Genomic DNA, 22,284 nt, shown 5'->3' with positions numbered 1-22,284 from the left:
ATCTGCGCCCGCTCCGCGGACGACAACCTCTGCCCCGGCATGACTCCTCATCCTGACGAAAATCCACCCCGTTGCAACAACCACTTGAGCCCAAGCCTTCCGGACACCGCGGCTTCCTGAAAACCGAGTCGATCATCGCCGCCGGCTCAGGCCGGGACGAGCACGGCCTCGCGGAGCAGTCGGCGGGCCAGGGTGACCCGGTCGGCGTCGTCGGGCAGGCCGGGCAGTTCGCCGACCCGGGTGACAGTGCCGTCGAGCAGGGCGCGGGCCGCCGGCTCGCAGCTCGCCGGCAGGGTGATGGTGCGGTCGAAGAGCCGCAGCGCCACCGTGTCCGCGTCGTGCGGCACCAACTGCCAGCGTAGGCCGGGCCGCACTGTGACCCGGGAGTCGGCGGCCAGGGTGGCCAGCGCGTCGGCCTGGGCGAGCGGTCGGATCGGCGCCGGGCGGGCGGCCGGCCAGGCCCGCTGCCGCAGTCGCGCGGCGACCGCGCCCGGGTCAGCACGCAGCAGCCAGTCCCGCAACGCCTCCACGGTCTCGGTCAGCTCCGGTTCGATGGCGTCCGGGTCGGCGACGTCGGTGCCGAACGGCAGGCTGGCCCGCAACCGCTGGTCCTCGGCGGCCAGCGCCAACAACTCCTCGACCAGGGCGTAGCGGGTGAGCGCGCGGATGCCCACTGTCAAATGCAGCGAGCTGGCGTCCTGCGCCTGCGCGCTGTGCAGCCACCCCCGGGGCAGGTAGAGGGCGTCACCGGGGGCGAGCACCACGTCCAGCGCGGCCGGGCCCTGGGCGGTCGCACCGACCTCGTCGGCGCGCCCACCCCACTGCTGCTTCTCCAGCGGGTCGGGCAGCACCGGTGGGTGGATCCGCCAGCGCTTGCGGCCGTCGACCTGAAGCACGAACACGTCATGGGTGTCGTAGTGGGTGGCGAAGCCCTGGCTGCCGGCCGGGGTCAGGTAGGCGTTGATCTGCAACGGCTGGTTGAGCGCGAGGCCCAGGTCGCGGGCGAAGTCGACGAGCGGCGGCCAGATCCGGTGCAGACCCTGCAACACCAGGGTGGCCCCGGACGCGTACTGCTCCAGGACCCGCTCGTCGAGCACCTGGTCACCGATCTCGGCGCCCGCGCCGCCGCCGCCGGTCCAGCGCGACGCCGCGACCAACTGGCCGTCCCTGGCGACGCGCAGGAACGGGGTACGCAGACCGCGCCGGCTCAGCAGCTCGTCGGCGTCCGCGGGGCTGAGCAGGTCGGTGAAGCCGGCCGGGTCGGGCAGTTCGGCGGCGCGGGACAGCAGCGGGGTGTGCCCCCAGTGCGCGGCGGCGAACTTGGCCGGTTCGACCGAGACGCAGCGGGCCAGCGCCGCGGTGGCCTCGGCGGACGGAACCGCCGGGCGGCCGTCGTGGCCGCCCGGCGGATCGAGGTAGGTCATGGCGTGCCGCTACCGGGCGCTGCCGTCAGCGCCACCGTCCTGCTGGCCTGGAGTGGCGCCACCGTCGGCGGGGCCTTCCGCGCCGCCATCGGCGCCACCGTCGTGCTGACCGGGAGTGGCACCGCCGTCGGCGGGGCCTTCCGCGCCGCCGTCAGCGCCACCGTCGTGCTGACCCGGGGTGGCACCGCCGTCGGCGGGGCCTTCCGCGCCGCCATCGGCGCCACCGTCGTGCTGACCGGGGGTCGCGCCGCCGTCGGCCGGGCCCTCCGCGCCACCGCCGCCGGTGGTCTGCATGTCGTCATCGTTGAGTGCCATCGGTACTCCCTCGGGTGTGCCGCCCCGCCGTACGCCGGGGTCCGTCGTGTTGCGGGTGGTACCCCACGCGCGATCTTCTCTAACCCTCACCGTAGACGCCGAACCGGGGCGACACGGGCAGTTCGCGAGCGGCGGCGCAGAGTGCCAGGATGGGGTGGTGATCCTGGTGGGCACGTCCGGCTGGCAGTACCGGGACTGGCGCGGCCGCTTCTACCCGCAGGGGCTGCCGCAGCGGCTCTGGCTGGAGCACTTCGCGGCCGGGTTCGCCACTGTCGAGGTCAACAACGCCTTCTACCGGCTGCCCGAGCGGGACACCTTCGCCGCCTGGCGGGCGCGCACCCCGGCGGACTTCTGCGTGGCGGTGAAGATGAGCCGTTACCTCACCCACATCAAGCGGCTGCGGGATCCGGAGGAGCCGGTGGCCCGGTTCCTCGGCCGCGCCACCGCGCTCGGTGATCGGCTCGGCCCGGTGCTGCTGCAACTGCCACCAAACCTGCGGGCGGACGTCGAGGCGCTCGACGCGACACTGCGGCTGTTCCCGGAGCAGGTACGCATCGCGGTCGAGCCCCGGCACCCCTCGTGGTGGACCGACGCCACCCGAGCGGTCCTCGAACACCGACGGGCCGCACTGGTCTGGGCGGATCGGCTGGGGCGCCCGGTCGCCCCCCTCTGGCGCACCACCGACTTCGGCTATCTGCGACTGCACGAGGGGCGTGCGCGGCCGTGGCCCCGCTACGGTCGGGCCGCCCTGCGGTCCTGGGTGCGTCGGCTGACCGACGCCTTCGGCGCGGACGAGCCGGCGTACGTCTATTTCAACAACGACCCGGGCGGCGCCGCGATCGTGGACGCCGTGGCGTTCGCCGCGCTGGCCCGCCGGGCCGGGCACCCGGTCTCGCGGGTGCCCACCGCCGCCGAGGCTGCCGACGACTGAGCCCGCCCGACAGCGGTCGGACGGGCTCCGGTGTCAGGCCGGTCACGGCAGCATCGTGGCCAGATCCTTGGGCATGGTCTCCTTCACGTCCCGCCACTCGCCCTGGGTGACGTGGCGGCGCAGCGTGTCCAGCACCACCTGTGTCACCCGCTCCGCGCCACCCTCCGCGTCGTACGGGAAGCCCTGCCGGACCTCGTAGAGGAAGTCGTCGCGATTGAGCTTGATCGGGACGTCCGACGGCACCCAGCCGTCGAAGTAGATCCCCCGCACCAGCACCGGCAACTGCTGGGCGAACTCCACGCTCTCGTCCACCGGCAGCCGGTCGCGCAGCAGGTGCAGCACCGTGCGCAGGGCCGCGTACGACTGGTTGCGCCGTTCCTTCGGCCAGCCGTAGGCGTTCTCGATGTCCTTGAGAATGAGGTTCGTCTTGTCCAGCGAGGACTCGAACGCCGAGATCATCGAGTCAGCCATCGGTCGACCCCCGCTCCGTGGCGTCCCACCGTCGGTCGTCGGCGCGGCGCGGCGGCCCCACCGGGCCGCGGCGGGCCCGCACCGGGCTGCCCTGCGGGGCGCGCCGCGCGTTGTCGGCCGTGCCGACCACGTGCAGGACGGCACCACGCCGTCGATCCGTCACCACTCGAGCCGTCATCCCCGTCACCTCCGTGTCGTCTCCGGCGTCGGCCGTCCACGAAGCGGCCGAACCCACCGCGTCCACCCTCCCCGGAGGGCGGGTGAGGCGGCCCCACCCGGATCGGGTGAGGTCAGCCGGCGTCGAGGAGACCCGCGAGGGTCTTCGCGTTGGTCTGCGCGTAGTCGGAGTAGCAATTGTTCATGAGGACGTGGGTCTGCCCGGCCTCGTCGGCCAGCTCCCGCAGCTTCGGCGCCCAGTCGGCCAGCTCCCGCTTGGAGTAGTGGTAGCCGAACTTCTCGTGGATGTCCTTGCTGGTCCACTTGTCGCTGTGCCCGTGGAAGCGCACGACCGCGAGGTCCGCGGTGGCGGCCAGCACCGGGGGCAGCGACGAGCGGTGGCCCTGCGGCATGTCCACGCAGACGTACGGCAGTTTGTGCTCGCGCAGGAAGGCCAGGGTCTCGTCGGCGTTGTCGCCGTCGAACCAGGAGGCATGCCGGAACTCGTACACCGGGCGCAGCGGCGCGCAGCGCTTCGCCACCTCCAGCAGGTACTGCTTGTTGGCCCGCTTGATGGTGAACCAGGGTGGGAACTGGAACAGCAGCGCGCCCAGCTTGCCGGCCTCGACCAGCGGGTCCAGCGCGGACAGGAAGCGCGTCCACACCTCCTCGTACGACTGCGCGGGCAGGTCGTCGGGGTAGACGTTCTTCTTGTCGGTCTCCGGCCGCAGGTCCTTGTAGAGCGCGCTGACCCGGGTAGGGTGCCCGGTCAGCAGGCTGAACGCCTTGATGTTGAAGGTGAAGCCGGCCGGGGTGCGCTCGGCCCACAGCCGCGCGGTCGCCTCGGCGGGGGGCGAGTAGTAGGTGGCGTCCACTTCGACCAGCGGGAACTGCCGGGCGTAGTAGGCCAGCCGCTTCTCCGGGGTGTCGGCGGTCTGCGGGTACCACCCCGAGTCCAGCAGTGTGCGGTCGGTCCAGGACGCGGTGCCCACGAGGATGTCACCCATTGTGGAAGTCCATCGCGTCGCGGACCGACCGGCAACCGCTGGAGTGGCTCAGGCCGCCCGCCGCTCGCGAGTCTGCTTGCACGTCACACAGGTGGTGGCCGACGGGAAGATCTCCAGCCGCTCCACCGGGATCGCCGCCGAGCAGCCCTCGCACCAGCCGTAGGTGCCCTCTTCGAGCCGGCCGAGGGCGTGCTCGTACTGGGCGCGGCGGTCGAGGATGGTACGCAACAGGGACTGGGCGGTGTCCCGCTCAGCCGTCTTCGTGCCGCTGTCGGCCTGGTCGTCGCCGGCGGTGTCGCCGACCTCCACCAGCCGCAGCACCTGGCTCTGGAGCACCGCCTGGTCGTACTCCCCGGTCAGCTCGTCGTAGCGCGCCTGGAGCGACTGTCGGATCTGATCGATCTCCGTCTGGGACCGGGTCGTACCGACCGTGTCGTGGACGAGCATCGCTGCCTGCCTTTCCTGGGCCTGTGGCTCACTGTGAACCGGGTGCCGGCGGCGCGGAGCCCCGGTCACGGTCGCGTTCGGTACGCGGGCGGTCACCCGCGCTCTGTGAGCCGGGCGAGTACCCGCCGAACCCGCCGTACAAACCGACAAATTCTCGGTTGTTGTCAGTCGTTGGCACCGGGCTCGACGAGCGCCGGTCGGCGGGGGTCGTCGGCGCGTACCACGACGTCGGCGAAGCTCGCCGGGACGACCTCCTCGGCGTACCTGTCGAAGGCCGGCAGCGCCCACTGCTGGGCCGGTTCGGTGCGCCGGCGCAGCGCTGCCGGGGACAGCTCCAGGTGGACGGTCACGTCGAAGGGCAGGCCGCCGCCGAGCAGCAGCGAGCCGCTGACCAGGACGACGCCGCCGGGTGCCAGGTCGACGTAGCGGGCGCGGCTGGCCCGGTCGGCGTCGGCGTCCCAGAGCGACGGGAGCAGCTGGCCGCTGCCGCCGGGACCCGCCGGGTCGAGCACCTCCCGGCGCAGCCCGGCCTCGTCGACCCAGGCCTCGTAGAAGGAGTCCGGGTTGGTGCGCCCCAACTCGAGGCGCAGCGACGCGGGGCGGAGGAAGTCGGTGGCGCGGACGTGCAGCACCGGGTGGCCCTGGGCGCGCAGCGGGTCGACCAGCGCCGCGGCCAGTTCGTCGGCGCCGGCGGCGGGCGCGCCGTCCACGGCCACCCGCAGCCGCGCGCGCCCGGCGGCGGCGCTCGCGGCGCGGGTCGCCGCGTCGGCCAGCCGGCCGGTCAGCTCGGTGATGAGCAGGTCGGGCGAGATGGGGCGGATGCGCACCGCACCATCCTGCCCGGCGCCGGGCGCGTCGGTGCCGCCGGTCAGCCGGTGCGGTCGATGGTGACCCGGGCGTCGTCGGCCAGTCGGTAGCCCACGCCGTAGACGGTGGTGACCAGCGGGACGTCCACGCCGACCTTGCCGCGCAGCCGACGCACGTGCACGTCGACGGTGCGTACGCCGGCGTGCTCGTAGCCCCAGACGGCGTTGAGCAGTTGCAGCCGGGTGAACACCCGACGCGGGTGGGCGACCAGGTGCAGCAGCAGGTCGAACTCCAGCCGGGTCAGTGGCAGCGGCTCCTCGTCGCGCAGCACCGAGCGCGACGAGGAGAGGATGTGCAGGGCGGGAATGGTCGAGCTGATCGGGCGGGCCGGCGACCGGCTGGCGGGCGCCTGGTCGGGGCGGCGTTCGGCCGGCACCGAGCCGATGATCACGCCTTCGCCCCGCTCCAGCATCTCGCGAGCGGCCTCCAACAGCCGACGCGCTGCCGGGGTCAGCGACTCCTCACAGGCCAGCGGGATGGACAGCGTCACGGTGAGCACGGGCGCGGCGGTGTTCGCCGGGCGACGCTGCCCGCCGGGAGGTCGACCGGGCACCGCGGGCTGGGACGTATGCCATCCGGCGCGCGACGAGGCAGGGCTGACCGACATGGTCCTCCTTGGGCTGGTCCGGGTATCTCCCCACGGCCCGGGACGCCGCTTCATCGATGCTTCCCGGCGCCTGGGCGAGGGTCAAGAGGCGGCTGCGTTGCATGAATGTGACAATTGACGAACACATCGGAGCCAGATGCTCGCTCTGCGTACGAGGCCTGATGATTACAGCAGAGTCGTCGAGATGCCCCGTTACGGGGGTCCCCGACCGGTTCACCAGGCGGTCACATCGCCGCCGGACCAGGGCTCAGCTGCTGTGATCCACGCTGATCGGGGCCTCGTCGGCCAGCCGGTAACCGACGCCGTAGACGGTGGTGACCACCTCCGAGCCCTCCAGCTTGGCGCGCAGCCGGCGGACGTGCACGTCCACCGTCCGGGCCACCGCGTGCTCGTAACCCCAGACGCTGGAGAGCAGTTGCAGGCGGGTGAAGACCCGGCGGGGCCGCTCGGCCAGGAACAGCAGAAGCTCGTACTCGATGCGGGTCAGCGCGATGACCCGGTCACCCTGGCGGACCATCCGCGAGCCGGCCAGGATGCGGACGTGGTCCGCCTCGGCGGGCGGCGCGGCGGGGCGCGGGGCCGGCCGTGGCCCCGACGCGGCGTCCTCCACGGCACGCAGTTGACCCTCACCCGATTCGGCCAGCTCGCCGAGCAGCTGCACCAGCCGGGCCAGCCGGGGGCTCAACGGCCCGGGGACGAGGTCGAGGGTGAAGGTCAGGGTCGGGGCGGTGCGCGGACGGGCCTGCGGACGCACGCCGGGGTGGCGGCGCGTGGGGATGGCGACGACGGACATGGTGCCTCCTGAGTGGCGGTACGCCCGCCACGCCGGGTGTGGCGTGACGGTCAGTGGCGCGCCCAGCCGGCGTTGACCGGGGACGCGAGGGGAGAGGGCTGGTGCAGTGGGGTCGGGCCGAGTGCCGGCAGGCCGGCGATCCGCCAGGCCGCGAACCCACCGACCACATCGGTGGCCCGGTGCAGGCCGACGTCCTGCAACGCGGCGGCGGCCAGCGACGAGGTGTAGCCCTCCTGACAGAGGATCACCACCGGCACGTCGTAGTCGACGGCCTGCGGCAGCCGGGCCGGGCACCGTGGGTCGAAGCGCCACTCCAGCACGTTGCGTTCGACGATGAGCGAGCCCGGCACCACGCCGTGCGCGGCCCGCTGCGCGGCCGGCCGGATGTCGACCAGCAGCGCTCCGGTCCGGTACGCCAGGTGGGCCCGCTCCGGGTCCAGCCGGCGCAGCTGGGCCCGTGCGGCGGCCAGGATCTCGTCGATGCCCCGAGAGCCGGGTGGCGGCACGGGGGCGGGACAGTGCTCGGCGGTTGTCTGCATTCTCGGTTCCTTCCGGTGACAGGGGGTTCTCGACGCGCGCGGGCTACCAGGACCGGCCGGCCTCGGCGACCTCGGCGACCCGCAGCCGCCCGTCGATGAGGTGATAGCGGGTCATCCGCAGCAGCGCCGGCCGGTAGACGTGCACGCTGACCGCCGGCGCCGAGCCCCGGTTGGTCACACGGTGCACGTGCCGGGGGCCGAAGCGGCGGCCAGTGCCGGCCGGCAACAGTCGGGGGCGTAGTCGACCGGCGCTGACCGTCTCCTCGGTGAGCGCGCCGCTGACCACCCGGAACGCTCCGGAGGAGCCGCCGTGGTCGTGCAGGTCGGTGCCCTGCCCGGGCAGCCAGCTCAGCGCCCACACCTCGTGCTCGTCGCTCACGGCGAGGCGGGCGTACCAGCGCTCGGCGGGATCGAAGCGCAGCGCGACCGGCCAGCCGGTCGGGTCGGCCCATCCGGCGGCAACGGTGAGCAGGTCGGGCTCCGGACGGTGGTGCGTCATGGCGGTTCCTCGCGGGTCGTTCGGCGGGGTGCTCTCGTACTCTAGACGGCAAAGCCTATAGGTTTAGTAGGTAATTCCGCCTGTTGGGACACGGGTCGCCCGCACGGGTGAATCAGCGCAGCGCCGGCGGGTCCGCGCGGTAGCCCGGCAGCGAGGGCCACCGCACGGTCAACACCACCGAGGAGCGCTCGGCGAACCAGGAGTGGTCGACCCCACGAGCCCACACCACGTAGTCGCCCGGCGCGGCCAGCCGCACCGTCCGGTCCGGCAACTCCACCCGGAAACACCCCTCGACGAGTACGAGCAGAGTGGTGCGCACCTCGCCGGTCGCCCACCGCGACCGGGCCTGCCCAGACGGGTGCACGCCCCACTTCACCTCGACGTCGGTGCTGTGCCGGATCTCCCCCGGCGGCGCGAAGTGCCCGAGCAGCCAACCCGCGTTGGTGGCGCCGTCGACGCCCGCGTTGCCCACGTACACCGTCTCATCCATCGGACCTCCCCCAGCGCGCCGGCCGAGCAACCTATCAGGACCGGTGCGACTAACCTGGAGCGGTGACCGAGGACCTCGACGCCGAGACGCTGGCGTTCGCGCACCGGATGTTCGACCTGGCCCGAGCCGGCGCCACCGACGATCTGGCGGCGCAGATCGACGCCGGACTGCCGGTCAACCTCACCAACGACAAGGGCGACACGCTGCTCATCCTGGCCGCGTACCACTCCCACCCGGACACCGTGGCCGCCCTGCTCAGCCGCGGCGCCGACCACACCCGGGCCAACGACCGGGGTCAGACCGCGCTGGCCGCGGCGGTCTTCCGCAGCAGCACCGAAGCGGTCCGCGCGCTCCTCGCCGCCGGCGCGGACCCGGCACACGGCAACCCGTCGGCGATCGAGACCGCCCGCTTCTTCGACCTGGCGGAGATGACGGAGCTGCTGCGCGTCGGCTGACACCGGCACTGTCGGCCGGTATACAGGGTCGGTGGAAGATCCTCTGCCGGAGCAGATGCGCGCCGCCGGCACCGCGCTGCTGACCGCGCTCGACCCCGCCGCCCGTGAGAGCGCCGTGCACTCGTTCGACGACGAAACGGCCCGACGCTGGCTGGAGTACCGGCCCCGACCCCGACCGGGCGTCTGCCTCGCCGAGCTCGACGTCACCGCCCGCAAGGCCGCGCACCGGTTGCTGGCCACCGCGCTCAGCCCCTCGGCGTACGCGCAGGCCATGGCGATCATCTCGCTGGAGGAGGTGCTGGACCGGGCCGAGGGCTGGCAGCGCGGGCGCCACAGTGCCGACTACTGGGTGGCCGTGTTCGGCGACCCGGCACGCGACGACAGCTGGGCGTGGCGGCTCGAAGGGCACCACCTGTCGGTCAACATGACGGTGGTGGACGGTCAGGTCTCTCCCGCGCCGATTTTCTTCGGCGCCAACCCGGCCGCGGTCCGCTACGCCGGCCGGCCGGTCTCCCGCCCACTCGGTGTCGAGGAGGACCTGGCCCGCGCCCTGCTCGACGCGCTGGGCCCGGCCGAGCGGGCCGCCGCGATCATCGCCGACGAGGCGCCGGCGGACATCATCAGCGCCACCCGTGGGCGGGTCGACGCGCCGCTGGAACCACTCGGCGTACCGGCGGAGCGCCTGGGACCGACCGGCCGCGCGCTGCTCGACCAGGTGGTCGCCCTCTACCTCGACCGCCTGCCGCCCGAGTTGGCCATCCGGGAGGCGGCTCGACTGGACGCCGGCCCGCTGCACTTCGCCTGGGCCGGCCCGACCCACCCCGGGCGGCGGCACTACTACCGGGTGCAGGGCGACGATCTGCTGATCGAGTACGACAACACCACAGCGGACGGCAACCACGCGCACACAGTGCTGCGCCGCCCCGCCAGCGACTTCGGCGCCGACGTCCTAGCCACCCACCACCAATCCCACCCCCACTAAACCCACCCTCTCCACCCCACGCCACCCCGCCCGCGCCCCCACCCCCACCCCGGCCCCGGCCCACGCCCACGCCCCCGCCCACGTCGATCTTGCAGTTTGGGTGGTCGAATTGCCCTGGTAGACGGCTTTCACGGGTGCCGAAAGTGCAAGATCGGCGGAGGGAGGTGTCCGTCAGGGGCGGGTGGCCTCGATGAGGAAGCGTTGGGCGTGGGCGACGAAGGGGCCTTCGTCGGCAATGCGGTGGTGCAGGTCGCGCAGTGGTGCGCGGTAGCGGTCGACAGTGAACCCGGGCACCGTCCAGATCACCTTGCGCAGGAACCAGACCACCGCGCCGATGTCGGCGAAGGTCGCCCGCAGGGTGGCCCGACGCAGGTCGACCACCCGCAGGCCGGCGGCTTCGGCGGCGGCGACCGCGTGCTCGGGGTGCCGCTGGGTAGGCGGCGGCAACGGCCCGAGGATCGCCTCACTCAGCTCCCGCATGGTGCCGGCCCCGATCTGCTGCGACAGGAACGTCCCGCCCGGCCGCAGCACTCGCGCCGTCTGAACCCAGTCGGTACGCACCGGATGCCGACTGACCACCAGGTCGAACGAGGCGTCGCGAAACGGCAGCGGCCCGTCCGGCGCGACCGCGACCACCGACGCGCCAACCCGACGCAGTGTCCGTCGGGCGACCTCCACGTTCGGCGGCCACGCCTCGGTCGCCGTCAGCAGCTTCGGTGGACGTGGCACCTCGGCGAGCACCTCCCCGCCGCCGGTGTCCACATCGAGAGCCGCGTCGGCGTGCGCCATCCGGTCGGTGACCAGCCGGGCGTAACCCCAGGGTGGACGCTCCTCGGTGGCCCGGCCGGCCAGCCAGCCGAAGCCCCAACCATCGACAGGCGCGGCGGCTGCCTCCGCGATCAGGTCCTCGGCGTCACGCTCAGCGGTCATGCCGGTCAGCCTCGCGGCCGGTCACCCGGCCGACAACTGATTTGCCGCCGCCCGGCCGGGGCGCGGGTGGTGGATCTCAGCCGAGGCCGAGCCCGTGCTCCTCGAGGGCGGCCTGGAGGGTTCCGAGCGCCTTCGGGCCCATGCCGTGCAGCTTGGCCAGATCCGCCCGGGGGACGCCCGCGAGCTGGCGCAGCGCGGTGTAGCCGGCGCCGTGCAGGGCCCGGGTGGCGGGCGCGCCGATCTTCGGCAGCGTGTCCAGAGAGGAGGTCATCCGGGGATGGTAGACGGACCAGTCGCACGGATGCCGGCCCCCCGCAGCATGCCCGCCGGCCGGCCGGTTCGCCGGTCGAGCGTGCCCGCCCGGCAGGTCGAGCGTGCCCGTCGGGTCAGGGACGGGCCCGTCGGGTGGGGTCAGGGACGGGCCCGTCGGGTCAGGGACGGGCGATCTCGCCGGTGGAGCCGGCGAGCGCGTCCAGGCCACCGGCCTCGGTGCGGCCGCTGTCGAACTGACGCATCAGCCGGGCGCCCAGGTGCACGCCGACTCCGCCGACGGCCAGCGCGACCAGCTCGGTGACCAGGACCGCGACCGACGCGCCGCGCTGCGGGGAGTGCGACCGGACCAGGCAGGTGAGCAGGAACATCGCGGCCATCACCGCGTTCACCAGGTTGAAGGCGACAGCGGTGCGGCGGGTACGGTCACCCGGCACGTCCCACAGGTCGACCATGCCGGCCACGGTGGTCAGCGCGGCGGCGACGAGGGCGGCAACGCCGGTCCAGTAGCCGACCTCGCCGAGGAACGCGGGCCCGCCGATCACGTCGGTGAGGTCGAAGACGGTGGCGCTGACGAAGAGCCCGAGCGGGAACATCACGAGCATCGGTTGGATCGGTTGCCCCTGCACTCGCAGCCGGCTCTGCATCGGGCCTCCCCCGGGTCGGCGCAGCTCACCTGACCAGAGTGCTATCCCGGCCCGGTCGACGCGAAACGATGCCGCCCGACTCGCCGGCAGCAGGGAGAACGGGCACCGTGGCCGCCGCCCGTCGAGGCCGAACGGCCAGGCCGACGGATGATGGACACGGGTTGCAGGAAGTCGGGGCGTCCGTGGGTCGCTGACACCGCGAGTTCCAGGAACCCGGTTTGATCACACCGCCGACGCGGCCCCAGCGACCGACGCAGCCCCAGCGGGCGGGGTCAGTTGTCGCGTTGGCGGGAGACCGTTCGGACCAGCCGCTCGGCCACCTCGCGCAACGGGATGTCCAGCGACGAGGCGGCGGTGCGCAGCACGTCGAGGGCTTCGGCTGGCGGGCACCCGCGTTGCGTCATGATCACGCCGATGGCCTGGCCCACCACCCCGTCCTGCAGGAGTGCGGCGTCCCGTTCACCGGCGAGGGTGAGCTGTCGGCCGCGGTCGCGGACGGCGGCGAGCAGCAGGCCGGCGTGTTCGGCGAGCAGCATGGCGGTCAGCTGGTGTTGCGGGGTCAGCAGGTCCGGCGCGGCGGCGTACAGGTTGATCGCCCCGATCACCTGGTCGTCGATGTCGACCGGTGCGGAGATCACCCCGCGTACGCCGAGGTCGCGGGCGTGCGCCGTCCAGGCGGGCCAGCGGGGCTCACCGGCGAGGTCGGCGGCGAGGATCATCTCGCGGCGGTGGACCGCGCTCATAGCCGGCGTGTCCGGCCCGTGGCGCAGGTCGTCCAGCCCGGTCAGCCCCTCGTCGGAGGCGGCCACCCCGGCCGGCTCGCCGGCCCGCAGGGCGGTGAACCCGCACCAGCGCACCCCGGCGACGGCGTCCCGGGTGACCCGGACCAGGGCCAGCAGCGCCTCGTCAAAGTCGGTCAGGGCGATCAGCCCGGCGGTCAGCTCCCGTAACAGCGCGGCTGCTTCCAGCACGCCGAGGGTCTGCACCACCGGTTCCCGCGTGTCGAGATTCACCGGTTCGCAGCCTCCGTGCCGTCGCGCGCCTGCCCGGCCAGCATCGTCACCTGTGTCATCGTCTGCTCTCTCCCGACTCGGCCGACCAGCCCTACTACCCTGGGAAGCCTGGGTCGAAACGGCGTAAAGCGGGGCCCCGGTCGCTCGCGGTGGCGCGATCGGGGCCCCGATGGTCGGTACGTCAGCGCGAGGCGCCGCTGAGCCGCCGCCCGATCGACGCGATCAGTCGGTCGAGCTCGGACCCGAACGGGTTGTCGTGCACCAGGTACGTCCAGGTGGCGGTGGGCCGGACCAGGGTGCCGTCGTTGGGCTGCCAGTCCTCATCGAATTCGGTCTCGGTGAAGGTGGCGATGGTGCGGGCCTCGATCTCCGGGATCAGGTCGTTGAATGCCGGCACCGCCGCCCGGTGGAACTCGTCCAGCGGGTCGAGCCGGCCCAGCGCGCGCAGGTGCACGCCCTCGCGGACCTCCGACAGCTCGGCCAGGTGCTCGGCCCAGAGCCGGTCCAGGTGGTAGAGCGCGATCGACCGGGCGGCACGGGCGAGCAGGTCCTCGTCCATCTCGCCGGCCTTCTCGGGCTCCTTCTCCAGCAGCATCACCGCGGCCACGTCGCTGGTGAGCAGCCGCTCCCGGCGGGCGGCGAGGGCCTTGCGCTGCTGCTCGATCACCACGCTGTAGCGCCAGGTGTTGCGGTGGATCTCGTGGTTGACGCCCTCGGCGACCCGCTGGGCGTGCTCCACCGCGTAGTCGACCTGCTCGTCGGTCACCAGACCGTCGGCGTTCATCCGCGGCGAGGCCGGCACCGAGTCGGAGGCGTGTCGGACGACGAGGTCGTCCTCCAGGCTGACGAGGAAGACCGAGCCGCCCGGGTCGCCCTGTCGGCCGGCCCGACCGCGCAGCTGGTCGTCCACCCGGCGGCTGTCGTGCCGGCCGCTGCCGATCACGTAGAGCCCGCCCAGCTCGGCGACCCGCTCCTGGTCGGTCTGGTCGCTGCCGCCGAGGCGGATGTCGACGCCCCGGCCGGCCATCTGGGTGGAGACGGTCACCGCGCCGTAGGCGCCGGCCTCGGCGATGATCGCCGCCTCTTCGTCGTCGTTCTTGGCGTTCAGCACGACGCAGGGCACCCCGGCGGCGTTCAGCCCGGCGGCCAACCCCTCGGACTCCTTCACGTCCAGGGTGCCGATCAGCATCGGCCGCCCCTTGGCGTGCCAACGCTGGATCTCGTCGATCAGCGCCTCGTCCTTCTCCGCCCGGGTGGCGTAGATGCGGTCCGGCTCGTCCTCGCGGATGCACGGGGTGTTCGGCGGAATCACCGCGACCTCGAGGTCGAAGAACTCCCGCAACTGGTCGCCGACCAGCACCGCGGTGGCGGTCATACCGCAGACCTTCGGGTAGAGCGCGATGTACGCCTGCATGGCGATGGTGCCCAGCACCTCGCCCTCGGCGGTGGCGTCCAGCCCCTCCTTGGCCTCGACCGCGGCCTGGAGACCGTCCGGCCAGCGGCGGCGCTGGGCCACCCGGCCGCGCATCTCGTCGACCAGCTCGACCGAGCCGTCCCGGACGATGTAATCCACGTCACGGTGCAGCAGGGCGTGCGCGTGCAGCGCCACGTTGACAGCGGAGAGCTGCGCGACGTGCTCCTCGTCGTACAGGTCGATGCCGAGCTTGGCCTCGATGGCGGCGAGGCCGGCGGAGGTGAACGCCACGCTGCGCCCGTCCTCGGCGACCGTGTAGTGCTTGACCTTGCGCAGGCCACGCACCAGCGCGGCGGCGGCGTGCACCGGGTCCTGCTCACCCGGCACCGCGCCGGCCAGGACCATCGGCACCCGGGCCTCGTCGATCATGATCGAGTCGGCCTCGTCGACGATGGCGGTGGTCAGCGCGGGCTGCACCCGGTCTTCCACGTCGGTGACCAGCTGGTCGCGCAGGTAGTCGAAGCCCGCCTCGCTGACCGAGACGTAGGTGACGTCGCAGGCGTACGCGTCGCGCCGCTCCTGCGGTGTCGAGGCCTCGTTGACCCAGCCGACGGTGAGGCCGAGCAGGGTGTAGACCGGCTCCATCCACTGGGCGTCGCGGCGGGCCAGGTAGTCGTTGATGGTGAGCACGTGCACCGGGCCGTTGCCGAGCCGGACGTGCCCGTACGCGGCGATGGTGGCGGTCAGTGTCTTGCCCTCACCGGTGGCCATCTCGGCGACCTTGCCAGAGAGCAGCGACATCGCGCCGAGCAGCTGCACGTCGTACGGCCGCTGGTCGAGGCCACGGCGGGCGGCCTCGCGGCCGACGGCGCAGATCTCCTCGTAACCGGCGGCGGCGCCCGCGGCCGCGGTCAGCTCGGCGTCGTCGAGCGCGGTGAGGTCAGCCTCGCGCGCCTCGATCGCCGGGAGCAGTTTCTCCAGCGGAGCAAGATCCACGGTCGAGCCGGGGCGCTGGAGGAACCGCCGGAACTTGCTCTTGAACCGTTGCGACACACCCATGAGCGGCAACGGTACGCGATTCCGGGCGGCGCGCGCGGCCCGGCCGCCCGGCAAGTCGGCCTTCCTGGGGCGCAGTCAGCCGACCAGCAGCTGGTGGCTGGCGAGTTCCCGGTACAGCGGGTCGGTGGCGGTCAGTTCGGCGTGGGTGCCCACGGCCACCACCCGGCCGCCGTCGAGGACGACGATCTGGTCGGCGTCGACCACCGTGGCGAGCCGGTGCGCCACGATCAACAGGGTTCGGCGGACGGCCACGGCGTCGATGGCGCGGCGCAGCGCGACCTCGTTGCGGGAGTCGAGGTTGCTGGTCGGCTCGTCGAGCAGCAGCACCGGCGGGCCGGCGAGCAGCGCGCGGGCGATGGCCAGCCGCTGCCGCTCACCTCCGGAGAGCAGCACCCCGCCCTCCCCCACCTGTACGTCGAGGCCCAGCGGGGTGCGCTGCGCCAGGTGGCCCAGGTTGACCTCGTCCAGGACGTCGCGTAAGCGGTCGTCGGTGGCGTCCGGGGTGGTGATCAGCAGGTTCTCCCGCAGCGTGCCGGCCAGCACGGGGGCCTCCTGCTCGACGTAGCCGAGCCGGGCCCGCAGCGCGTCGCGGGGCAGGTCCCGCACGTCGGTGCCATCGAGTCGGACCGCGCCGGCGCTCGCCTCGTAGAAGCGCTCGACCAGGGCCAGCAGAGTGGACTTGCCGGCGCCGGAGGGACCGACCAGGGCGGTCCGGGTGCCGGCGGGGACCGCGAAGCTGACCTCGTGCAGCACCGGCTCGCCGCCCGGGTAGCCGAAGCCCACCCGGTCGAATTCGATCATCGGGGCCGGGCGGCGCGGGGTCGCCGTCGCGACGGCGGGCGCCGGGCGGTCTTCCGCGCCCTCGGCGGGCACGGCCAGGATCTCCTCGATCCGTTGGAGAGCGCCCAGGCCGGACTGCAACTGGGTGTACGCCCGCAGCACCTGACCCAGCGGCAGCGCCAGCAGGAACAGGTACATGACGAACGCGACAAGGTCGCCGACGGAGATCGCCCCGGCGGCGACCCGCGCCCCACCGATGCCGAGCACCAGCAGGAACGCGCCCTGCACGGTGACCGAGCCGATCGGGCCGACCAACGCCTGCACCCGGGCCACCCGCAGCCCCGCCGCGTACGCCCCCCGCGCGCTGCCGGTGACGGCCTCCGTCTCCCGGGTCTCGGCGCGGCTGGCCCGGATGGTCCGGGCCGCCGAGATGGCCCGCTCCACCGCCGAGGTCATCTCGCCGATCCGCTCCTGGGCGACCCGGGCCAGCGCCCGGACCCGGCGGGCGAAGGTGGCGGCGAAGACCAGCCCCAGCGCCACCCCGAGCAGGGTGACGCCGAACAGCAGCGGGTCGAGCAGCACCATGGCCGTGCCGGCGCCGACCACCGTCACCGCCCCGGTGACCGTCTCGAAGAGCCCGGAGGTGACGACCGCCCGCAACAGTGTGGTGTCCGAGCCGACCCGGGAGAGCAGGTCGCCGGTACGTCGGCGGTCGTACTCGGCGATGGGCAGCCGCAGCAGGTGACCGGCGAGCCGGCGCCGGGTGCCCAGCACCACTCCCTCGGCGGTGCGTTGCAGCAGGTAGTCGCGCAGCCCGCCGATCGCCGCCCCGAGCACCACGAGGGCCACCAGCACCGCCACCAGCCGGGACACGCCCTGCTCGGCGCCGATCCGCTCGAGCACCGACCGGGTGAGCAGCGGCTGCGCCAGCGACGCCGCCGAGCCGATCAGCGACAGCGCCCCCACCACGACCAGGGTGCCCCGGTGCTCCCGCAGGTACGGCAGCAACGCGGCCAGGCCGACCGACCGGCCCGTCGGGCTGCCGCCGACCGGCCGGTCGGTCGAGGTGTCGCCGGGAACCGGCCGGTCCTGCACGGTGCTCATGTCGCGAACGGTAGCCGCCTCGGGCAGGCGGCGAAGGCGGGTCAGGCGGCGAGCACCACCTGCAGCTCCTGGCGGCGACGGTCGGCCAGGTCGGTGAGGAGGGCGGGCGCCTCGTCGAACGGCACCACCGCCGAGACGAGATGCTTACGGATCGCGTCGCCGTACGTCCTGAGCAGGTCGACGGTCTCGGCGGAGAGCCGTTCGCGGTCCCAGGTGGGCGCGAGCCCGCGCGGCACCCGGCCGATCTGGGCACAGCGCAGCGACAGACCGTTGTGGTGGAACTCCTCACCGAGGCGGACAGCGTCCGCGCCGCCCTGGTAGAAGGCGAGGTCGACGACGGTGCCCTGGGGCCGCAGCAGCCGCAGGGCGAGGTGCAGCGCCCACGCCTGCCCCCGGCACTGGAACACCACGTCGGCGCCCCGGTCGCCGGCGGTGTGCGCCCAGCGGGTCTTGAGCACCACCGCCGGGTCGTCCGCGTCGGGGTCGAGGGTTTCCAGACCGAGCGCCTCGGCGACCTGGCGGCGTTGCGGGGTGGGGTCGAGCACCACCACCGACGCGGCGCCGTTGCGCCGGGCGAACAACGCCGTCAGCAGCGCCACGACACCGGCGCCGACGACGGCGACCCGTCGGCCGCGTACCCCGTCGCCGAGCGCCCGGACGTCGGTGCCGTGCAGGTCGGCGGCGGCGTGCAGCAGACCGTTGGCGCAGATCGGGCCCATGTGCGCGACGTAGACGCCGAGCAGCGGGTCCAGGTCGTCGGGCAGCGCCACGAACCGTTCGGCGACCGGGTCGGCCAACCAGCCGGTGCGGTGCCCGTACGTCATCGCGCCGACAGTGCCCACCTCGATGGCCGGGGTCTCGCTCTCCACCACCCGGCCGACCTGCATGTAGCCGAGTCGGGTGACCGGGTAGGGCGTGCTGGCCGCGCCCGGCTGGAACAGGCCCAGGTCGGCGTTCCAGGTGACGTTCAGGTAGGGGTTCGTGCCCTTGACGTAGCTCAGCTCGGTGCCGGCGGACACACCGCTGAACAGCGTCTCGACCCGGAACGTGCCGGGGCGCAGCGGGGCGGCGTCCTGCTCGACCAGATCGACCCGACCGGGGCCGGTGACCACCACGACCTTGTCACGCATCGACTGTCACCCCGCTGGCGAGCACCGCCGGGGCGGTCGCGGTGGCGAGCCGCACCGTGGTGCCGGTACGGGCCGAGTCGGCCACAGCGAGGGCCAGGCGTTGGGTCGCGAGGGCCTCGGCGTACGGGACGCGCACGTCGTCGCCGATGCCGCGGACGGCGTCGACGAAGGCGCGGTCCACCGCCACCCGGGCGGCTTCCGGGTCGGCGGGGACGTGTCGTTCGCCGTCAGCGTCGCGGATCGACAGCCCGTCCTCGGTGATGACGAGGGCCAGTCCGTCGGCGAGGATCTCCAGGCCGGCGCGGTGCTTCCAGCCGAGGACGCAGGCGGCGCTGAGCGTGCCGACCGCGCCGTCGGCGAAGCGCAGCGCTGCGGTGGTCACCGAGTCGATGTCGGCGCCGTCGACCGGCGGTGGGGTGCCGTTGCCGTACGCGGTGACCTCGGTCACCTCACCGGCCAGCACGCGGATCAGGTCGAGCACGTGGGCGGCCTGCTCGACCACCGGCCCGCCGGAGCGGTCCCGCCGCGACCACCACGCCACCGGGGGCACCTTGTCCAGCCAGGCGCCGCTGACCATCCGCACCGGACGGTCGGCGAGCAGGTCGCGGGCCTGGTCGAGCACACTCAGGTAGCGCCAGTGGTGGCCGACGGCGGTGCGCAGCCCACGCCGCCCGACCAGGTCGGCGATCCGCTCGGCGGTGTTCAGGTCGACAGCGACGGGCTTCTCCACGAACATCGGCACCCCGGCCTCGATCACCGCCTCCTCGGCGGGACCGTGCGCGAACGGTGGCACGCAGACGTACACGGCGTCCAGATCGGTGGCCAGCAGCTCGGCGACGTCGGCGCAGGCCCGCCCGCCGTGCTGTGCGGCCAGCGCGGACGCGGCCTCCGGCGCGACGTCCGTGACGCCGACCAGTTCGACGTCGTCGAACCCGGCCAGTACCCGCGCGTGGCGCTGTGCCACGCCACCGGCGCCGACCAGACCCACCCGGCATTTCCGCATTCCGACATCCCTTCGAAGACATTTCATGTGCGGTGGGAGCAGTCCCCTGGGGTGTGCGCAATCAAACGTTCATCCCCCGGGAACGCGTTGTCGTCACCTCTGTGATCAAGATGTTGCCGAGAAAGCGGTTAGCGCGTGATGGGGAATGGGAACAACCAATTTCGGTTTTTCCACGCACGAACGGAGGGGTGCCCGTGCGGGACACAACATCGAGCGTGTCACCGGTGGTGGAGGCGTGGGCCACGTACCGGACGACGTCGGCTGCCGACTGGCCGACGCGTCGGCTGATGCGTGCCAAGGGTCAGACCCGGGTCAGCGTGGTGCTGCCGGCGCGCAACGAGGAGGCCACCGTCGGCGCGATCGTGTCGACCATCCGGGAGCACCTGATGGATCGGGTGGCCCTGGTCGACGAGCTGATCGTGGTGGACTCCCGCTCGACGGACCGGACCGCGCAGGTGGCCCGCGCCGCCGGCGCGGAGGTGGTCAGTCAGGACGCGATGACCCGGGGGTTGCCCCGGCTCACCGGCAAGGGCGACGCGCTCTGGGCCGGGCTGGCCGCCGCCGAGGGTGACGTGGTGGCGTTCATCGACGCCGACCTGCGGGAGTTCCGGCCGCACTTCGTGAGCGGGCTGCTCGGCCCGCTGTTGACCGACCCGTCGGTCGACTTCGTGAAGGGCTTCTACCACCGGCCCCTGGTCGGCACGGCAAGCGTGGAGCAGGACGGCGGGGGCCGGGTCACCGAGTTGATGGCCCGTCCGCTGCTCAACCTCTTCTGGCCCGAGCTGGCCGGCTTCGTGCAGCCGCTCGCCGGCGAGTACGCGGGTCGCCGGGACGTGCTGTCCCAGGTGCCGTTCGTCTCCGGGTACGGGGTGGAGACGGCCATGATGATCGACCTGCTCGACCTGGTCGGCCTGGACGCGCTGGCGCAGGTCGACCTCGGTGAGCGCAAGCACCGCCACCAGGACACCGCCGCCCTGGGCCGGATGTCCGCGCAGATCATGTTGACCGCCTGGTCCCGGCTGCAACGGCGCGGCTGGGCGACCCCAGGTCTGGCGCCGGAGTCGTTGCTGACCCAGTTCCGTCGCGGTGGTTCGGACACTCTGCCGAACCTGGACCGCGAGATCGTGGTCAGCGACGTGTCCATCGAGGAGCGCCCGCCGTTGGCCGAACTGCGCCACCGGGTGCCCCGCCGTCGGGTGGCCGCCGCGTGAGCGCGACGAGCCTCACCGTGCTGATGAACGCCGGCCCGTGGCTGTCGGTGCCACCGCCCGGGTACGGCGGCATCGAGAACGTCATCGCCACGCTGGTGCCGGAGCTGCGGCGACTCGGCGTACGGGTGGTGCTCGCCTCGGTGGGCAGCAGCACCCTGCCGGTGGACGAGCAGATCTCGGTCTTCGACGACGGGCAGTTCGCCGCGTTGCAGCGGCCGTATAACCAGGTCTGCGGGATCGCCCAGGCGCACCTGGCCGGGGTGGTCCGGGAGTTGCAATCCCGCGACGACATCGACCTGGTGCACGACCACGTCGAGGCGGTCGGTCTGGCGACCCTCGCCGCGATGGGGCCGGCCGGACCGCCGACCCTGCACACCCTGCACTGGGACCTGGCCAAGCACCCGGCTCTCTACGGCAACCTGGACGGCGGCGACCGGGTCCGGGTCAACGGCGTCTCCGCGTCGCAGCTGGCCCGCGCCCCGCTGGCGCTGCGGGAGCACTCGGTGGGCCATGTGCACCTGTCCACGCCGCTCGCCGTCGACGCTGACCGGCGGCCCCGACCGGAGAAGGGCGAGCACCTGCTCATCCTGGGCCGGATCAACCCGGGTAAGGGCCAGGACGTGGGTGCCCGGCTCGCGCACCGGGTCGGTGTTCCGCTGGTGCTGGCCGGGCCCGTGGGCCCGTACCATCGGCCGGCCGACCTGGCCGCGGCCGGCGACGAGGCCCGACAGAACCCGGACGTGCGGTTCTTTCTCGACGAGGTGGCACCGCACGTCGACGGCGACCTGGTCCGCTGGGTCGGGACCGTGGCCGGCCAGGAGCGTGACGACCTGCTCGCCGGCGCCCGCGCGTCGCTGTTCCCGCTGCGGTGGGAGGAGCCGGGCGGCACGGCGGTCGTCGAGTCGCTCGCCCTGGGTACGCCGGTGGTGGCCACCGCCCGGGGTTGCCTGCCGGAGCTGATCGAGCACGGCCGTACCGGGCTGCTCACCGCCGACGAGGAGGAGCTGGACGACCTCGTCCTCGCCGCCGAGACGCTCGACCCCGACGAGTGCCGGCGGGTGGCCGCGCAGCGCTTCACTCCCGCGGTGATGGCGCAGCGTTACGTCGAGCTGTACGAGCGGGTCCGGCAGTCGGCGAGCGCGCCGAGGTTGCTGCCGGCCTGACCGACGGCGGGGCCGGCCGGTTTGCCGGTCGCGACAGCGGGTAGCCGGCAGCGCTTATGCCCGCCGCGCGACGAGGAGCCGGGAATGGTCGGACCGATGGCGCACTCCCGGGCCCGACCCAACCCGGCCGACGGCAAGCCGCCGGTCCGTCGCGCGGCGGCCACGGCGGGGGTGTTGTTCCTGCTGGTCGGCGTGCTCGGCTTCGTGCCGGGGATCACCACCGGCATGGACGCGCTGCGCTTCGCCGGCCACGACTCGGGCGCGTACCTGTTCGGCGTCTTCCAGGTGTCGGTGCTGCACAACCTGGTGCACCTGGCGTACGGGGTGGTGGGTCTGCTGTTGGCCCGGACGGTCACCGGCGCTCGGGCGTTCCTGATCGGCGGCGGCGCGGTCTACCTGGTGCTCTGGCTCTACGGGCTGGCGGTGGACCACGAGACCGGGGCGAACGTGCTGCCGGTCAACGACGCCGACGACTGGCTGCACCTGGGGCTCGGCGTCGGCATGATCGCGCTGGGCGTCCTGACCGGCCGGCCCCGCCGCTGACCGCCGACGCCGCCTGACCGGCCGGTTCGGTCCC

26 protein-coding genes are annotated in these 22,284 nt (G+C 73.3%); 6 read left to right on the top strand and 20 right to left on the bottom strand.

The features are described 5' to 3' along the window. Positions 1 to 146: 146 nt before the first annotated feature. Together ABZS40_RS27130 and ABZS40_RS27125 are read right to left on the bottom strand one after the other, a co-directional pair. The gene (locus tag ABZS40_RS27130; RefSeq protein ID WP_354946320.1) at positions 147 to 1,424 is read right to left on the bottom strand and encodes a cupin domain-containing protein; all 1,278 of its coding nucleotides are present in this window, start codon (positions 1,422 to 1,424) and stop codon (positions 147 to 149) included. A 9-nt stretch (positions 1,425 to 1,433) separates the two neighbouring features. Beyond that, entirely contained in the window at positions 1,434 to 1,739 is a 306-nt protein-coding gene (locus ABZS40_RS27125) for a hypothetical protein (protein ID WP_238672152.1), read from the bottom strand. A gap of 154 nt (positions 1,740 to 1,893) precedes the next feature. On the opposite strand from ABZS40_RS27125, the gene ABZS40_RS27120 reads away from it, so the two are divergent. Continuing rightward, positions 1,894 to 2,670: a DUF72 domain-containing protein gene (locus ABZS40_RS27120; RefSeq protein ID WP_354946319.1), complete on the top strand. Its 777-nt coding sequence runs from the start codon at positions 1,894 to 1,896 to the stop codon at positions 2,668 to 2,670. Positions 2,671 to 2,712: 42 nt separating this feature from the next. Here the strand turns inward: ABZS40_RS27120 and ABZS40_RS27115 are convergent, their stop codons facing one another. The 10 genes from ABZS40_RS27115 to ABZS40_RS27070 form a co-directional block, all read right to left on the bottom strand. Further along, positions 2,713 to 3,141, bottom strand: coding sequence for a DUF2267 domain-containing protein (locus ABZS40_RS27115; RefSeq protein WP_354946318.1), 429 nt, complete (start codon positions 3,139 to 3,141; stop codon positions 2,713 to 2,715). Further along, positions 3,134 to 3,319 (bottom strand): hypothetical protein, encoded by a 186-nt coding sequence (locus ABZS40_RS27110; protein ID WP_354946317.1) that lies wholly within the window; start codon positions 3,317 to 3,319, stop codon positions 3,134 to 3,136. The genes ABZS40_RS27115 and ABZS40_RS27110 overlap by 8 nt, the downstream gene beginning before the upstream one ends. A gap of 112 nt (positions 3,320 to 3,431) precedes the next feature. Next, positions 3,432 to 4,304: a DUF72 domain-containing protein gene (locus tag ABZS40_RS27105; RefSeq protein ID WP_354946316.1), complete on the bottom strand. Its 873-nt coding sequence runs from the start codon at positions 4,302 to 4,304 to the stop codon at positions 3,432 to 3,434. A gap of 48 nt (positions 4,305 to 4,352) precedes the next feature. Then, positions 4,353 to 4,751: a TraR/DksA C4-type zinc finger protein gene (locus ABZS40_RS27100; RefSeq protein ID WP_030332729.1), complete on the bottom strand. Its 399-nt coding sequence runs from the start codon at positions 4,749 to 4,751 to the stop codon at positions 4,353 to 4,355. Positions 4,752 to 4,915: 164 nt separating this feature from the next. Continuing rightward, positions 4,916 to 5,578, bottom strand: a complete 663-nt coding sequence (locus ABZS40_RS27095; RefSeq protein ID WP_354946315.1) for a uridine kinase — start codon at positions 5,576 to 5,578, stop codon at positions 4,916 to 4,918. 41 nt (positions 5,579 to 5,619) lie between these two features. Next, a complete protein-coding gene (locus ABZS40_RS27090) occupies positions 5,620 to 6,225 on the bottom strand; it encodes a winged helix-turn-helix domain-containing protein (RefSeq protein WP_354946314.1) in 606 nt (201 codons plus the stop codon). Between the two features lie 247 nt (positions 6,226 to 6,472). Further along, positions 6,473 to 7,018, bottom strand: coding sequence for a winged helix-turn-helix domain-containing protein (locus ABZS40_RS27085; RefSeq protein WP_354946313.1), 546 nt, complete (start codon positions 7,016 to 7,018; stop codon positions 6,473 to 6,475). Positions 7,019 to 7,068: 50 nt separating this feature from the next. Then, positions 7,069 to 7,557 (bottom strand): rhodanese-like domain-containing protein, encoded by a 489-nt coding sequence (locus tag ABZS40_RS27080; protein ID WP_354946312.1) that lies wholly within the window; start codon positions 7,555 to 7,557, stop codon positions 7,069 to 7,071. A 43-nt stretch (positions 7,558 to 7,600) separates the two neighbouring features. Next, positions 7,601 to 8,056, bottom strand: coding sequence for a cysteine dioxygenase family protein (locus ABZS40_RS27075; RefSeq protein WP_354946311.1), 456 nt, complete (start codon positions 8,054 to 8,056; stop codon positions 7,601 to 7,603). Positions 8,057 to 8,168: 112 nt separating this feature from the next. Beyond that, positions 8,169 to 8,546, bottom strand: a complete 378-nt coding sequence (locus ABZS40_RS27070; protein WP_354946310.1) for a signal peptidase I — start codon at positions 8,544 to 8,546, stop codon at positions 8,169 to 8,171. Positions 8,547 to 8,608: 62 nt separating this feature from the next. On the opposite strand from ABZS40_RS27070, the gene ABZS40_RS27065 reads away from it, so the two are divergent. Together ABZS40_RS27065 and ABZS40_RS27060 are read left to right on the top strand one after the other, a co-directional pair. Next, a complete protein-coding gene (locus ABZS40_RS27065; protein ID WP_354946309.1) occupies positions 8,609 to 9,001 on the top strand; it encodes an ankyrin repeat domain-containing protein in 393 nt (130 codons plus the stop codon). A 31-nt stretch (positions 9,002 to 9,032) separates the two neighbouring features. After that, positions 9,033 to 9,983 (top strand): DUF3500 domain-containing protein, encoded by a 951-nt coding sequence (locus tag ABZS40_RS27060; protein ID WP_354946308.1) that lies wholly within the window; start codon positions 9,033 to 9,035, stop codon positions 9,981 to 9,983. A gap of 171 nt (positions 9,984 to 10,154) precedes the next feature. On the opposite strand, the gene ABZS40_RS27055 is transcribed toward ABZS40_RS27060, so the two are convergent. The 8 genes from ABZS40_RS27055 to ABZS40_RS27020 form a co-directional block, all read right to left on the bottom strand. After that, the gene (locus ABZS40_RS27055; RefSeq protein WP_354946307.1) at positions 10,155 to 10,913 is read right to left on the bottom strand and encodes a class I SAM-dependent methyltransferase; all 759 of its coding nucleotides are present in this window, start codon (positions 10,911 to 10,913) and stop codon (positions 10,155 to 10,157) included. Between the two features lie 76 nt (positions 10,914 to 10,989). Next, a complete protein-coding gene (locus ABZS40_RS27050; protein WP_354946306.1) occupies positions 10,990 to 11,184 on the bottom strand; it encodes a helix-hairpin-helix domain-containing protein in 195 nt (64 codons plus the stop codon). A 160-nt stretch (positions 11,185 to 11,344) separates the two neighbouring features. Then, positions 11,345 to 11,830, bottom strand: coding sequence for a DUF2231 domain-containing protein (locus ABZS40_RS27045; RefSeq protein WP_354946305.1), 486 nt, complete (start codon positions 11,828 to 11,830; stop codon positions 11,345 to 11,347). A 272-nt stretch (positions 11,831 to 12,102) separates the two neighbouring features. Beyond that, the gene (locus tag ABZS40_RS27040) at positions 12,103 to 12,843 is read right to left on the bottom strand and encodes a GAF and ANTAR domain-containing protein (protein WP_354946304.1); all 741 of its coding nucleotides are present in this window, start codon (positions 12,841 to 12,843) and stop codon (positions 12,103 to 12,105) included. A gap of 181 nt (positions 12,844 to 13,024) precedes the next feature. Then, on the bottom strand, positions 13,025 to 15,316 hold the full coding sequence (secA2, locus tag ABZS40_RS27035) for an accessory Sec system translocase SecA2 (protein WP_354946303.1): 2,292 nt from the start codon (positions 15,314 to 15,316) through the stop codon (positions 13,025 to 13,027). 75 nt (positions 15,317 to 15,391) lie between these two features. Next, entirely contained in the window at positions 15,392 to 17,200 is a 1,809-nt protein-coding gene (locus ABZS40_RS27030; protein ID WP_354946302.1) for an ABC transporter ATP-binding protein, read from the bottom strand. Positions 17,201 to 17,241: 41 nt separating this feature from the next. Beyond that, positions 17,242 to 18,330: a zinc-binding alcohol dehydrogenase gene (locus ABZS40_RS27025; RefSeq protein ID WP_354946301.1), complete on the bottom strand. Its 1,089-nt coding sequence runs from the start codon at positions 18,328 to 18,330 to the stop codon at positions 17,242 to 17,244. Further along, a complete protein-coding gene (locus tag ABZS40_RS27020; RefSeq protein ID WP_354946300.1) occupies positions 18,323 to 19,333 on the bottom strand; it encodes a Gfo/Idh/MocA family oxidoreductase in 1,011 nt (336 codons plus the stop codon). Before ABZS40_RS27020 ends, ABZS40_RS27025 begins: the two co-directional genes overlap by 8 nt. A gap of 227 nt (positions 19,334 to 19,560) precedes the next feature. On the opposite strand from ABZS40_RS27020, the gene ABZS40_RS27015 reads away from it, so the two are divergent. The 3 genes from ABZS40_RS27015 to ABZS40_RS27005 all read left to right on the top strand — a co-directional run bounded on the left by ABZS40_RS27015 (position 19,561) and on the right by ABZS40_RS27005 (position 22,250). Then, positions 19,561 to 20,544, top strand: coding sequence for a glucosyl-3-phosphoglycerate synthase (locus ABZS40_RS27015; RefSeq protein ID WP_354946324.1), 984 nt, complete (start codon positions 19,561 to 19,563; stop codon positions 20,542 to 20,544). Positions 20,545 to 20,567: 23 nt separating this feature from the next. Next, positions 20,568 to 21,707 (top strand): glycosyltransferase, encoded by a 1,140-nt coding sequence (locus ABZS40_RS27010; RefSeq protein ID WP_354946323.1) that lies wholly within the window; start codon positions 20,568 to 20,570, stop codon positions 21,705 to 21,707. A gap of 84 nt (positions 21,708 to 21,791) precedes the next feature. Further along, positions 21,792 to 22,250: a DUF4383 domain-containing protein gene (locus ABZS40_RS27005; protein WP_354946299.1), complete on the top strand. Its 459-nt coding sequence runs from the start codon at positions 21,792 to 21,794 to the stop codon at positions 22,248 to 22,250. Positions 22,251 to 22,284: the final 34 nt, after the last annotated feature.

Source organism: Micromonospora sp. NPDC005324, from assembly GCF_040607155.1.
Lineage (GTDB): Bacteria > Actinomycetota > Actinomycetes > Mycobacteriales > Micromonosporaceae > Micromonospora > Micromonospora trifolii.
Note: the sequence above shows the minus strand (reverse complement) of the source record. Positions and strands in the feature narration are given on the sequence as shown.